The sequence below is a fragment of the Mesorhizobium sp. M0998 genome (assembly GCF_040318885.1).
In the GTDB taxonomy this organism is placed as follows: Bacteria; Pseudomonadota; Alphaproteobacteria; order Rhizobiales; family Rhizobiaceae; genus Mesorhizobium.
Genome location: NZ_JAMYND010000010.1, coordinates 148391 through 160178, shown reverse-complemented (window position 1 = coordinate 160178; position 11788 = coordinate 148391). Strand labels below are relative to the sequence as shown.

Sequence of the window (11788 nt, the reverse complement as noted above, 5' to 3'; positions counted from 1 at the left end):
GTCCGCCATCTGAAAGACGGCAGATCGCGGATACACCAGCAACGGTCCTCGCAGGATAGGACAGCGCAGCTACTCAACAGGCGTCCCAAGAGGCCCGTCGGCTACTCCATCGCAGGAACGAAAACCAGAAGAGTAGCGGACCTTTCGTGTGCAGTTTTTGCACACGATCTCTCATAACATATTGATTTTATGTATTGATCTGTCCCATCCATCACCGGACATTGCGGAGTATCCTGGTGGAGGTGGGCGGCCGACACGATTCGAACTCTGGCGCGACAGGTGAAATGACCGCCGTTCTCAAAGTTTGTTGGCCGATAGTTGGTGCGGGTGGTCGGGCTCGAACCGACACTCCTTTCGGAACTGGATTTTGAATCCAGCGCGTCTACCAATTCCACCACACCCGCAAGGCGCTAACTCATTTACCTCTCAACGCTCTCATGCTGCACCTACGCAGAGGGTGGCAGTTCGAGAATTAAGCGGCTCTTAACTCCTAACCCATTGACCTCCAATCCTATTACCCTGCGGGCTGACGGTAGACGCATCCTGATTTTGAGTCGAGCGCGTCTACCAATTCCGCCATAGGGGCTCAGGCCGGGCGGCCTGGATGGGCGCGGACTATACGGTTGGAGGCCTGTTCGTCAACTGGCCAAATCCCGACATCTGAGCTCGCTCAAGGCTCAGCCTTTCGATTTCGTGAAGCATCTGCCATTGTGCAGCGCGGAAAATCTTTCTAGACAGGCGGCGCATGTCATTGAAGCGCACCTCGTCCGACGAGGTTGATGCTGGGCGCTTCCAAGTCTTGTTTGTACATGTCGTGATCCCAAGACCGCTTCTGGTTTGGGCGTGCATTAGGAGTGCCGATGCTTCGCGGACTTTACGACTGGACCTTGTCGCTGGCGGCGAGCAAATCCGCCGAATGGTGGCTGGCCTTCATCGCCTTCGTCGAGAGCTCGGTGTTCCTGGTGCCGGCCGACGTCCTCTATCTGCCGATGGCGCTGTCGCGGCCGGATCGCGCGTATCGTTACGCGCTGGTCGCCACCGTCGCCTCGGTGCTGGGCGGCATCGCCGGCTGGTTCATCGGCCATTATGCCTATGATGCGGTGGCGCGGCCGATCCTCGAATTTTATGGCAAATATGACGAGTTCGAGGCGATGCGCGTCTCGTCGGGTGTTGGCTTCATCATCCTGATGCTGGTCACCTCCGGCCTCGCCCATCTGCCGCCGATCAAGGTTGTCACGATCCTGTCAGGCGTCATCGGTGTTCCTTTGCTGCTGTTCATCGTGCTGGCAATCGTGGCGCGCGGTGCTCGCTTCCTGTTTCTCGCGTGGCTCTTGCGCCGCTATGGCGAGCCGATCCGCCACTTCATCGAAAAGCGCCTCGGCCAGATTGCAGGCGCCGCCGCCGCTGCCCTGATTTTGCTCTATATCGTCGTCAAATACGCCGTCTGAACGGCATCGAACCGAATGGACTGAGCCCGATGACAGCGACCGTGAATGCCGATACCGGACGCCAGCGGCTGCGCACCGCCCTGTTTCTCGCTGTCGCCATGGCCGCCACGGTCGGCTCGGCGCTGGCCTTCCAGTATCTCGGCGGCTACATCCCCTGCAAGCTCTGCCTCGAGCAGCGCACGCCTTACTACGTCGGCGTGCCCTTGATGCTGCTGGCGGTGCTTGCGTCGGCTCTTCACGCGCCAGCCTGGGTAAGCCGTGGCCTGCTGGCTATTTGCGGCCTGCTGATGCTCTACGGCGGCTATCTCGGCGTTTATCACTCCGGCGTCGAATGGGCGTGGTGGCCAGGCCCGACCGATTGCACCGCAGCCGCCGGGCCGGTGGACACCGGCGGCAAGGGCGTGCTCGATGCGCTCGACAAATTCGTCCCGCCCTCCTGCGACAAGGCGGCGCTCCGCATCCTCGGCCTGTCGCTGGCCGGCTGGAACGCCATCGCCAGCTTTGTCCTGGCAGTCGTAGCCTTCCGCAGCGCCTTCGCCCGCGACTGATTTAGCGCGACACGAGATCATCCAAGAATTCGGCAGGCTGAGTCGGGTGGAGTGATTGCCGAGAACCGAAGCGGAGCGGACATTGGTCCGTGAGCATCGGAAGCGCAGAAAATCGCTTCAGACGGCCAGCCTCCCGAATTATCGGATGATCTCACGGCTCGAGTTCGACATCCCAGTACAGATAATCCATCCAGCTTTCGTGTAGATGGTTGGGCGGGAACAGCCGGCCGTTATTATGCAAATCATGCACCGTCGGCTGGTAGGGCTTCTGCAGCGGCCACATCTTGGCGTGGGCCGGCATCATGCCGCCCTTCCTCAGATTGCAGGGCGAGCAGGCAGCGACGACATTCTCCCAGGTCGTGGCGCCGCCGCGATGGCGAGGAATGACATGGTCGAACGTCAGATCGTCCGGCGTGCCGCAATATTGGCATTGGAAACGGTCACGCAGGAAGACGTTGAAACGGGTAAACGCCGGATGCCTCGACGGCTTCACGTAAGCCTTCAGGCTGACGACGCTCGGCAGCTTCATCGAAAATGTCGGTGAAGAGACGGCGTGTTCGTATTCGGCGACGATGTTCACCCTCTCGAGGAACACCGCCTTGATGGCATCCTGCCAGGACCAGAGCGACAGGGGGTAATAGCTGAGCGGACGGTAATCCGCGTTCAGCACCAGCGCTGGAAGCCCATCCGGAGATACGGCAACCGTCACGTCGTTGACCTCCTTCACCCTAGAACCGGTCGGCGCGGATACTGTAAGCCCGACATGACAGGGATGTGAAGCGGATTGTCGATCATGCCGGGTCTCAAAAACGCATGATTTCAATGCTTTTTTGCGGATTCAGGCCGGAGGCGCGGCATCCCTGCCCTTCAATTCGCGATAATAAGCCCAGAAAAGCCGCGATGCGACACCGCGCCACGGGCTCCATGATTCGGCAAGCCGGATCAGCATTTTCTCCGGCGGACGCGGGTCGATGCCTAGTGCATGGCCGACCGCGCTCTGCAATGCAACGTCGCGCGCCGGAAAGATGTCCGGGTGTCCGGCGGCAAACAAAAGGTAGACTTCAGCCGTCCACGGGCCGATCCCCGGCACCCTGGTCATGGCCGCGATCGCCTCGCTTGCATCGAGCCGACAGAGGTGATCGAGGTCGAGCCCGTCGGCCACCGCCCGGGCGACGGCAAGCAGGCCGCGCTGCTTGGGTCGCGACAGCCCGGCCTCGCGAAAGATCACCTCGTCGGCGGCAAGTATCGCCTGCGGCGTCAGCGGATCGAGCAGTCTCGTCAGCCGGCCGAAGATGGCGTCGGCGCTCGCGCGGGACACTTGTTGCGAAACGACGATGGAAGCAAGGCTCCTGAACCCCGGCTCCGATAGCCTGAGCGGCACCTCGCCGGCCATGCCGCGCACTCTTTCCAGGCGTGGGTCGAGTAAGCAAAGCCTATCCAGCCCTTGCGCAATGTCGTCGAGACTGGCGATGCGTTGCATGTCTGCTTGTTCCAAAATCAAAAGTGCCGCACGCTTCGTCACGTGTCCCTCTGGACGCACGACGCCACCGGCGCAAAGTAGCAATTGGCGAAAGCGCCACACAACCCGATTGCCGCCGGACAATGACACTGCTGACATTCCGCTTCGCGCCGAGCCCGAACGGCGAACTGCATCTCGGCCATGCCTATTCGGCGCTGCTCAATCAGAAATTGGCAAAGGCGACGGGCGGACGCCTGCTGCTGCGCATCGAGGATATCGACACGACACGCTGCACGCCGGAATTCGAGGCAGGCATTTTTCGCGACCTGAAATGGCTGGGGCTTGGCTGGGAGGAACCGGTGCGCCGCCAGTCCGAGCATTTTGCCGAATATCGGGCGATGCTCGAGCGGCTGATCGAGGAAGAACTTGTCTACCCGGCCTTCATGAGCAGAAGTGAGATCCGCGCCTTCATCGCCGACAGCGAGAAGCGTGGCCGCGACTGGCCGCGCGACCCGGACGGCGTGCCGCTCTATCCTGCCGCCGACAAGGCGTTGACGGCGAGCGAACGCAAGCGGCGCCAGGCCGAAAATGTGCCATTTGCCTGGCGGCTGGACGTCGATGCGGCAATAGCGCGCGCCGGCAAGGACCTGTCATGGGCCGAATACACGAACGAGACGCTCTCCGCGACGCGTCGTGTCGAAGCCCATCCGCAGGATTGGGGCGACGTGGTCGTGGCGCGCCGCGAAATCCCGACCAGCTATCACCTCGCCGTCACCATGGACGACGCGCTGCAGGGCGTCAGCCATGTCGTGCGCGGCCAGGATCTCTATTCCGCGACCAGCGTGCAGCGGCTGCTTCAGCAACTGCTTGGCCTGCCGCAGCCGGCCTATTTTCACCATCGCCTGATCCTCGGCCCGGACGGACGAAAACTGTCGAAGAGTCTTGGCGATACCGGCCTTGCCGCCCAGCGTAAGACCGGCGCATCGCCGGACGATGTGAGGCGGCTGGTCGGTCTCTAGCGGCGCCAACGGCATTCCTTGAATGGAAATGAGTCTATGGATCAACGGTTTGGTTTTGCCTTCCGCTCGGAACGGCATTAGAGCAAGCGCGACAATCAGTCCTCACCGACGCGTGGCCCCCGGAAAAATGCACAGCCTCAAGCGGTTCATCCCCGCCTCTTTCGTCGTCCTGTGGGCGACCGGCTTCATCGGCGCGCGCTATGCCATGCCGTGGGCGGAGCCCTTTACGTTCCTGGCCGCGCGCTTTGTCCTGGCCGCAATCCTGCTTGTCGCTTTGATGGCCGCACTTGGTTCGAGCCGCGCCACCCGCGACGAGGCGCTGCACGCGACCGGCGCCGGCATCCTGATGCATGGGGTCTATCTCGGCGGCGTGTTCTGGGCCATCCACCGGGGCATGCCCGCTGGGCTTTCAGCCCTGATCGTCGGCCTGCAGCCGCTGATCACGGCAGTGTTCGCCGGCCGGCTTCTCGGCGAGGCCATCCTGCCGCGCCACTGGGCCGGTCTCGGCCTCGGGCTGATCGGTGTGGTGATCGTGCTCTGGCCGAAGCTCGGCGCGCTCGGCGGCGGGGTGACGGCCGAGACGCTGGGCGCCTCACTTGTCTCGGTGCTCGGCATGAGCGCCGGCACGATCTGGCAGAAGCGCTTTGCTTCAGGCGGCGATCTGGTGGCTGCCACGTTCTGGCAATATGTCGGCGGCGCATCTGTAATGGCCTTGGCCTCGCTAGCCTTCGAGACGCGAACGGTCATCGTCAATGGCGAACTGATCTTCGCCATGGCCTGGCTCGTGCTGGTGCTGTCGATCGGCGCCATCTTCCTGTTGATGGTGATGATCCGCGACGGCGAAATGTCGAAGGTCGCCTCGCTGTTTTACCTCGTGCCGGCCGTCACCGCGGTCATCGCCTGGGCATTGTTCGGTGAGCACTTGAGCCCGCTCCAGATCGCCGGCATGGCGATCGCGACGCTCGGCGTCGGGCTGGCGACGGCTCAGCCGCCGACGCGGGCACGCGCCTCTAAATAGCGGCTGATCGCGGCGTTGAGCTCGCCGCCGAGGATGAAGATCGCTGATACGATGTAGAGGAAGACGACGGCGATCATGATCGAGGCGAGGCCGGCATAGGTCGTCACATAGGACGAGAAATGATCGAGATAGGCGGCGAAGATGGTCGACCCGATGAGCCAGCCGACCAGCGTGAAGATGATGCCAGGCACGATCGAAACGAAGCGGCGCTTGCCGGCCGGCAACCAGAAATGCACGGCGAACAGGCCGCCGATGATGACGACCGAGGCGATGACGTACCGCCACAGCGTGATCGTGCCCATATAAGGTTTTATCCATTCGAAATGCGACTCGGCCAGCCGTGCCAGCAACGGCGCGAAGACCAGCAGCACGCTGATGGCCAAAAACCCGGCCGTCGCGATCAGCACGAAGATGATGCTCTGCACCCGCCGGTAGATGATGCCGCGCGTTTCCGAGACACGATAGGCCCGGTTGAGCGAGGTGCGCAGCGCCTCGATGCCGTTCGAGGCGAAATATCCGGCAAGCATGATACCGTAGGTCAACAGGTCACTGCGCCGGACGGTAAGCACGTTGAGTACCTCGCGCGCGATCGGTTTGGCGATCTGCTCGGGCCATGTGTCGAACACAAGGTGCACGGCGGTGTCGGCGAAAGCCTGCGCGCCGAAAAAACTCGCCAGCGTCGTGGCGAAGATCAGGAAAGGAAAAAGCGCCATCAGCGCGGTGATCGCCAGATGGCTGGCCATTGCCCAGCCGTCGTCGGTGTTGAAATGGCCGAGCGCGTCGTAGAGGACGCGTTTGAGGGCTACGATCTTCCGCAACAAGAACCGCGTTCCCTTCGATTGTCCCGACGCCGCGAATATGGGAAGGGTTTGCGGTAAATGACAACCCTAGGTCAAACCACCATTCCTCCCGGAGAAGAGTTGCGCACCATCATTGTCACAGGTGCCTCTTCCGGTATAGGCGCCTATTGCGCCTATGCTCTTAAGAGGGAAGGCTGGCGGGTGTTCGCAACGGCCCGAAAGCCCGAAGATATCGCCGCGCTCGAGGCCGACGGCATCGAGGCCTTTTATCTGGACTACACCGAGCCCGGATCGATCGAGGCGCTGGTGGCGTCGGTGCTGGAACGGACCGGCGGCCGGCTCGGTGCGCTCTTCAACAATGGCGCCTACGGACAACCCGGCGCCGTCGAGGACCTGCCGGTCGAGGCTTTACGGCAGCAGTTCGAGGCCAATGTCTTTGGCTGGCATGATCTCACTCGCCGCGTCGTACCGGTGATGCGCCGTCAGGGCCATGGTCGTCTCGTTCATTGCTCATCGATCCTCGGCCTCGCGCCGGTGCCTTTTCGCGGCGCCTACTCGGCATCGAAGCACGCTATCGAAGGGCTGATGCTGTCCCTCTATCAAGAACTCCGGGGTAGCGGCATCCATGTTTCGCTGATCGAGCCGGGGCCGGTGAAATCGAAGATCGCCAGCAACAGCCTCGCATGGTTCCTGGCGAATATCGATCACGAGAATTCCGTTCATCGCCTCGCCTATGCGGCGCAACTCAAACGGCTGCGGGCCGGCGGCAGCACATCGCGGCTGAAGCCCGGGGCGGAGGTGGTTTATGCCGCCTTGCACCATGCGCTTCTGTCGCGGCGCCCGCGCCCGCATTATGTGGTAACAGTGCCGGCCAGGATCGGTGTGATCCTTAAACGCATCCTGCCGGCTTCTGCACTCTACCGTCTGCTCGCCAATCGCGCCTGAACGCAATTCAACTGGAACACACCATGGCAACCGTCTTCAACATCCTCGCCGTTCTTGTCATGGTCGCAGTGGTGATCGTGCTGATCCGCGGCCTCATCAACATGATGCGCGGCGGCTCCAGCATGACCTCCAACAAGCTGATGCAGACGCGCGTGCTCTTGCAGTTCGTGGCCTTGGTGCTGATCATGCTGGCGGTGTATTTCACCCGTAAGTGACGCAGCACCAGCCGGGAGGTACCCCGTGGTCAAACTCAACAAGATCTACACCCGCACTGGCGACGATGGCACCACCGGTCTCGGCTCCGGCGAGCGGCGGCTGAAATCCGACCTTCGCATCGACGCCTACGGCACGGTCGACGAGGCCAATGCCTGCATCGGCATGGCCCGCATTCATACCGCGGCAGTAAATCCGGCGATCGATGCGATGCTCGGCCGCATCCAGAACGACCTTTTCGACCTCGGCGCCGATCTGGCAGTCCCCGATAATGGCAAGCCGCTCGACTACGAGCCGTTGCGCATCATCGCCTCGCAGACCGACCGCATCGAACAGGATATCGATCTCCTCAACAAGGACCTTGAGCCGCTCAAATCCTTCGTGCTCAACGGCGGTACGCCGGCAGCGGCTGCCCTTCACCTCGCCCGCACGGTGGCCCGCCGCGCCGAGCGCGTCATGGTTGCGCTGTCGCAAGATCCAGACGAGCAGGTCAACCGCGAGGGGATAAGATACATCAACCGTGTCTCGGACTTTCTGTTCGTCGCCGCACGCGCGGTCAATGACAACGGAAATGCCGACGTGCTATGGGTTCCCGGCAAGAACCGCTGAATCTGCCGGAACCGGGAGAGGCCTGATGTTTATCCCGCTTTACGACACCAACAGGCTGCGGCACATCAAGCTGCAATATGTGACCATCGGCCTGATCGCGCTCAATGTGTTGATCTACCTTATCACTACGCTTGGCGGTGAGGACTTCTCCAACGCCGCGGTGCTGGGCCTCGGTTTCATCCCGTCGGTTGTGCATGACAGCGTCGAGCTCGCTCCCCAATTTGTCGTCATTCCGGAGAGCCTGAGCTATCTGACCTATTCCTTCCTGCACGCGGATATCTTCCACCTCGGCGGCAACATGCTGTTCCTGTGGGTATTCGGCGACAATGTCGAGGATGCACTCGGCCACATCCGCTACCTCGTCTTCTACCTGCTTTGCGCCATTGCCGGCGCTTTCTTCCAGGGTCTGGTGGCTTGGGATTCGCAGGTGCCGCTGATCGGCGCGTCGGGCGCCATCGCCGGTGTGGTCGCTGCCTATCTCATCCTTTATCCGCGCGTGAAGGTGTGGGTGCTGGCCTTCGCCCGCATCCCGTTGCGTATCCCGGCCTTCATCCCGCTCATCCTGTGGATCCTGTTCCAGATCTTCATGTTTGCCCAGGGAGGCGAGGATCAGGTTTCCTGGGCCTGCCATATCGGCGGCATCATCGCTGGAGCCGTGCTGGTGCTTGTCTTGCGCAGCCGCGGCGTACCGCTACTCGCCGGCGCGGACGAGGAGCCGGCCGTGGTCGCCGGTCCGGTGCCCGTAGCCGTGGAGCCGGCGCCAAGCGACCCACAACCTGCGCAGCCGGCGCCGCGCTGGGGCCGGGGAAGCGTTTCCGGTCCGGACTGAACCGATTTGAGTGCTTCGCCGAGCATCCGAGTGCGCCCCGGATATTGACGCGCGGGGTCGCCGCAACTACGGAAGCGCCACCCTACTGGCGTGGCGAAGACCAGAATTCCGTCCGGAATGTCGGCTTTCGACAACTCTGAAGAGGTGCACGCTGCTATAGCGCGCCCGACGAGCGTGAAGAGACTATCGTGAAAGAGGTGATAGGCAAATGAAGATCCTTGTGCCCGTGAAGCGGGTTGTGGATGCGAACGTCAAGGTCCGGGTGAAGGCGGACGGTTCGGCGGTGGAACTCGCCAACGTCAAGATGGCGATGAACCCGTTCGACGAGATCGCGGTCGAAGAGGCGATCCGGCTGAAGGAAGCTGGCAAGGCCGAAGAGATCATCGTCGTGTCGATCGGGCCGCAGCAGGCACAGGAGACCTTGCGCACGGCGCTCGCCATGGGCGCCGACCGCGCCATCCTGGTCAAGACCGACGAGCAGACTGAGCCGCTGGGCGTCGCCAAGGTGCTGAAGGGCGTCGTCGAGGCAGAACAGCCCGGTCTTGTCATTCTCGGCAAGCAGGCGATCGACGACGATTCCAATCAGACCGGCCAGATGCTGGCCGCACTTCTCGGCTGGGCGCAGGGCACCTTCGCCTCCAAGATCGTGCTCGACGGTGACAAGGCCACGGTGACGCGCGAGGTCGATGGCGGCCTGCAGACGCTGGAACTGAAGATGCCGGCGATCGTCACGGCCGATTTGCGGCTGAACCAGCCACGCTACGCGTCTCTGCCCAACATCATGAAGGCCAAGAAGAAGCCGCTCGACGAGAAGAGCCCTGCCGATTACGGCGCCGACGTCAAGCCGCGGCTTAAAGTGATCAAGACCGAGGAGCCGGGCGGCCGCAAGGCGGGCGTCAAGGTCAAGAGCGTCGCCGAACTGGTAGACAAGCTGAAAAACGAAGCCGGCGTGCTGTAAGGCCAGGAAGGGATAAAAAATGACAATTCTTCTGATTGCCGAACACGACAACGCTGCGCTTTCCGACCAGACCGCCAAGGCGCTTTCGGCGGCGCTGCAGATCGGTTCGGACGTGCATGTGCTGGTTGCCGGCAAAGGTGCCAAGCCGGCAGCGGACGCCGCCGCCAAGCTCAAGGGCGTCACTAAGGTGCTGCTCGCCGACGCCGACGAACTGACCGAGCGTCTCGCCGAACCGCTGGCGGCACTCGTCGTTTCGCTTGCTGAGCCATACGAGACGATCATCGCGCCGGCGACCTCGTCGGGCAAGAACGTCGCGCCCCGCGTGGCGGCGCTGCTCGATGTCGCCCAGATATCTGAAATCATCGAAGTCGTGTCGCCCGACACCTTCAAGCGCCCGATCTATGCCGGCAACGCCATCCAGACGGTGCAGTCCAGTGACGCCAAGAAGGTCATCACGGTGCGTACCGCTTCCTTCCAGGCAGCGCCCGAGGGCGGTTCCGCGTCGGTCGAGACGGTCCAGGCGGCGGCCAATCCCGGCCTGTCGAGCTTTGTCGAGAACAAGCTCTCCGAGACCGACCGTCCAGAGCTGACCTCGGCCAAGATCATCATCTCGGGCGGCCGTGCGCTGGGCTCCTCCGAGAAGTTCCAGGAGGTCATCCTGCCGGTCGCCGACAAGCTCGGTGCGGCGGTTGGCGCATCTCGCGCCGCCGTCGATGCCGGCTATGCGCCGAACGACTGGCAGGTCGGCCAGACCGGCAAGGTGGTAGCGCCCGACCTTTATATTGCCGTCGGCATCTCCGGTGCCATCCAGCACCTTGCCGGCATGAAGGATTCGAAGGTGATCGTTGCCATCAACAAGGACGAGGAAGCGCCGATCTTCCAGGTCGCCGACTACGGTCTCGTCGGCGATCTCTTCGTCATTCTGCCGGAACTGCAAAAGGCGCTTTGACGCCTTCTGCCAAAGCGTATTAAATTCTGAGGGGTGGGGTAGACGAAGTCGCCCCGCCCTTTTAGTTTGCACTGCACAAAAAACGGGCCGCAAAGGCCTCGACGGGATCGGGTAATGAGCAAGATCGAGACGATCGGCATCATCGGCGCGGGCCAGATGGGTGGCGGCATCGCCCATGTGTCGGCGCTGGCGGGCTATAAGGTGCTGGTTTACGATATTTCGCCCGACCGCATCGAAAAGGGCATCGCTACGATCAGCGGCAACATGGCCCGTCAGGTCGGCTCCGGCAAACTCGAGGAAAAGCTGCGCAATGAGGCGATGGCGCGCATTTCGGCGGCACCGGCCATGGCCGACCTTGCGGGCGCCGATCTGGTGATCGAAGCAGCGACGGAGGACGAGACGGTCAAGCGCAAGATCTACGCCCAGCTCTGCCCGCAGCTCAACCCCGAGGCCATCCTGGCGACGAACACGTCATCGATCTCGATCACACGGCTGGCTTCGCAGACCGACCGGCCGGAACGCTTCATCGGCATACATTTCATGAATCCGGTTCCGGTGATGAAACTGGTCGAACTGGTGCGCGGCATCGCCACCGAGGACCAGACCTTCGAGGCGGCAAAAACCTATGTGAAGCAGCTCGACAAGACGATCACCGTCTCGGAGGATTTCCCGGCCTTCATCGTCAACCGCATCCTGCTGCCGATGATCAACGAGGCGATCTACACTCTCTATGAAGGTGTCGGCTCGGTCGACGCCATCGATACCGCCATGAAGCTCGGCGCCAACCATCCGATGGGGCCGCTGCAGCTTGCCGACTTCATCGGGCTCGATACCTGCCTATCGATCATGCAGGTGCTGCATGACGGGCTGTCGGATTCGAAATACCGCCCCTGCCCGCTGCTGGTCAAATATGTCGAGGCCGGCTGGCTCGGCCGCAAGACCGGGCGCGGCTTCTACGACTATCGCGGCGAGCATCCCGTTCCGACACGCTGA

The 11788-nt window shown here is 62.2% G+C and carries 14 protein-coding genes and 1 tRNA gene; 11 read left to right on the top strand and 4 right to left on the bottom strand.

Annotation, left to right across the window (positions count from 1 at the left end):
- Positions 1–319 precede the first annotated feature (319 nt).
- Positions 320–404: transfer RNA gene (locus NKH59_RS12510), tRNA-Leu, on the bottom strand.
- Between the two features lie 456 nt (positions 405–860).
- Here NKH59_RS12510 and NKH59_RS12505 point away from each other — a divergent pair.
- Positions 861–1448 (top strand): YqaA family protein, encoded by a 588-nt coding sequence (locus tag NKH59_RS12505; RefSeq protein WP_023677958.1) that lies wholly within the window; start codon positions 861–863, stop codon positions 1446–1448.
- Between the two features lie 29 nt (positions 1449–1477).
- Positions 1478–1996 (top strand): disulfide bond formation protein B, encoded by a 519-nt coding sequence (locus NKH59_RS12500; RefSeq protein WP_352540177.1) that lies wholly within the window; start codon positions 1478–1480, stop codon positions 1994–1996.
- A 151-nt stretch (positions 1997–2147) separates the two neighbouring features.
- Here NKH59_RS12500 and NKH59_RS12495 read toward each other — a convergent pair whose 3' ends face one another.
- Together NKH59_RS12495 and NKH59_RS12490 are read right to left on the bottom strand one after the other, a co-directional pair.
- Positions 2148–2705: an HNH endonuclease gene (locus NKH59_RS12495; protein ID WP_023677956.1), complete on the bottom strand. Its 558-nt coding sequence runs from the start codon at positions 2703–2705 to the stop codon at positions 2148–2150.
- A gap of 129 nt (positions 2706–2834) precedes the next feature.
- Positions 2835–3476: a DNA-3-methyladenine glycosylase family protein gene (locus tag NKH59_RS12490; RefSeq protein WP_352471385.1), complete on the bottom strand. Its 642-nt coding sequence runs from the start codon at positions 3474–3476 to the stop codon at positions 2835–2837.
- Positions 3477–3598: 122 nt separating this feature from the next.
- Between NKH59_RS12490 and gluQRS the strand changes: the two genes are divergently transcribed.
- Both gluQRS and NKH59_RS12480 read left to right on the top strand, forming a co-directional pair.
- Entirely contained in the window at positions 3599–4474 is an 876-nt protein-coding gene (gluQRS, locus tag NKH59_RS12485; protein ID WP_352471387.1) for a tRNA glutamyl-Q(34) synthetase GluQRS, read from the top strand.
- 127 nt (positions 4475–4601) lie between these two features.
- Positions 4602–5492: a DMT family transporter gene (locus NKH59_RS12480; protein ID WP_352540178.1), complete on the top strand. Its 891-nt coding sequence runs from the start codon at positions 4602–4604 to the stop codon at positions 5490–5492.
- Here the strand turns inward: NKH59_RS12480 and NKH59_RS12475 are convergent.
- Entirely contained in the window at positions 5459–6313 is an 855-nt protein-coding gene (locus NKH59_RS12475; protein WP_352540179.1) for a YihY/virulence factor BrkB family protein, read from the bottom strand. The two genes, NKH59_RS12480 and NKH59_RS12475, sit on opposite strands and share 34 nt — an antisense overlap.
- A gap of 57 nt (positions 6314–6370) precedes the next feature.
- Here NKH59_RS12475 and NKH59_RS12470 point away from each other — a divergent pair, with 57 nt between their 5' ends.
- The 7 genes from NKH59_RS12470 to NKH59_RS12440 all read left to right on the top strand — a co-directional run bounded on the left by NKH59_RS12470 (position 6371) and on the right by NKH59_RS12440 (position 11788).
- On the top strand, positions 6371–7237 hold the full coding sequence (locus NKH59_RS12470) for an SDR family oxidoreductase (protein ID WP_352540180.1): 867 nt from the start codon (positions 6371–6373) through the stop codon (positions 7235–7237).
- A 23-nt stretch (positions 7238–7260) separates the two neighbouring features.
- Complete coding sequence (locus tag NKH59_RS12465) at positions 7261–7452, top strand: twin transmembrane helix small protein (protein WP_023677950.1); 192 nt, start codon at positions 7261–7263, stop codon at positions 7450–7452.
- 25 nt (positions 7453–7477) lie between these two features.
- Positions 7478–8059: a cob(I)yrinic acid a,c-diamide adenosyltransferase gene (locus NKH59_RS12460; protein WP_352540181.1), complete on the top strand. Its 582-nt coding sequence runs from the start codon at positions 7478–7480 to the stop codon at positions 8057–8059.
- Between the two features lie 25 nt (positions 8060–8084).
- Positions 8085–8888, top strand: a complete 804-nt coding sequence (locus tag NKH59_RS12455; RefSeq protein ID WP_353022108.1) for a rhomboid family intramembrane serine protease — start codon at positions 8085–8087, stop codon at positions 8886–8888.
- Between the two features lie 208 nt (positions 8889–9096).
- A complete protein-coding gene (locus NKH59_RS12450) occupies positions 9097–9846 on the top strand; it encodes an electron transfer flavoprotein subunit beta/FixA family protein (RefSeq protein WP_023677947.1) in 750 nt (249 codons plus the stop codon).
- A gap of 19 nt (positions 9847–9865) precedes the next feature.
- Entirely contained in the window at positions 9866–10795 is a 930-nt protein-coding gene (locus NKH59_RS12445; protein ID WP_352615990.1) for an electron transfer flavoprotein subunit alpha/FixB family protein, read from the top strand.
- 114 nt (positions 10796–10909) lie between these two features.
- Positions 10910–11788 carry a 3-hydroxybutyryl-CoA dehydrogenase gene (locus NKH59_RS12440; RefSeq protein WP_023677945.1) on the top strand — a complete coding sequence of 293 codons (879 nt, stop codon included), beginning with the start codon at positions 10910–10912 and terminating at the stop codon, positions 11786–11788.

What these genes read in the sequence shown, in the direction of transcription:
- NKH59_RS12465 (WP_023677950.1), top strand. Translation starts at nt 7,261, where the DNA reads ATGGCAACCGTCTTCAACATCCTCGCCGTTCTTGTCATGGTCGCAGTG.
- NKH59_RS12470 (WP_352540180.1), top strand. Translation starts at nt 6,371, where the DNA reads ATGACAACCCTAGGTCAAACCACCATTCCTCCCGGAGAAGAGTTGCGC.
- NKH59_RS12450 (WP_023677947.1), top strand. Translation starts at nt 9,097, where the DNA reads ATGAAGATCCTTGTGCCCGTGAAGCGGGTTGTGGATGCGAACGTCAAG.
- NKH59_RS12500 (WP_352540177.1), top strand. Translation starts at nt 1,478, where the DNA reads ATGACAGCGACCGTGAATGCCGATACCGGACGCCAGCGGCTGCGCACC.
- NKH59_RS12445 (WP_352615990.1), top strand. Translation starts at nt 9,866, where the DNA reads ATGACAATTCTTCTGATTGCCGAACACGACAACGCTGCGCTTTCCGAC.
- NKH59_RS12455 (WP_353022108.1), top strand. Translation starts at nt 8,085, where the DNA reads ATGTTTATCCCGCTTTACGACACCAACAGGCTGCGGCACATCAAGCTG.
- NKH59_RS12505 (WP_023677958.1), top strand. Translation starts at nt 861, where the DNA reads ATGCTTCGCGGACTTTACGACTGGACCTTGTCGCTGGCGGCGAGCAAA.
- NKH59_RS12480 (WP_352540178.1), top strand. Translation starts at nt 4,602, where the DNA reads ATGCACAGCCTCAAGCGGTTCATCCCCGCCTCTTTCGTCGTCCTGTGG.
- gluQRS (WP_352471387.1), top strand. Translation starts at nt 3,599, where the DNA reads ATGACACTGCTGACATTCCGCTTCGCGCCGAGCCCGAACGGCGAACTG.
- NKH59_RS12440 (WP_023677945.1), top strand. Translation starts at nt 10,910, where the DNA reads ATGAGCAAGATCGAGACGATCGGCATCATCGGCGCGGGCCAGATGGGT.
- NKH59_RS12490 (WP_352471385.1), bottom strand. Translation starts at nt 3,476, where the DNA reads ATGCAACGCATCGCCAGTCTCGACGACATTGCGCAAGGGCTGGATAGG.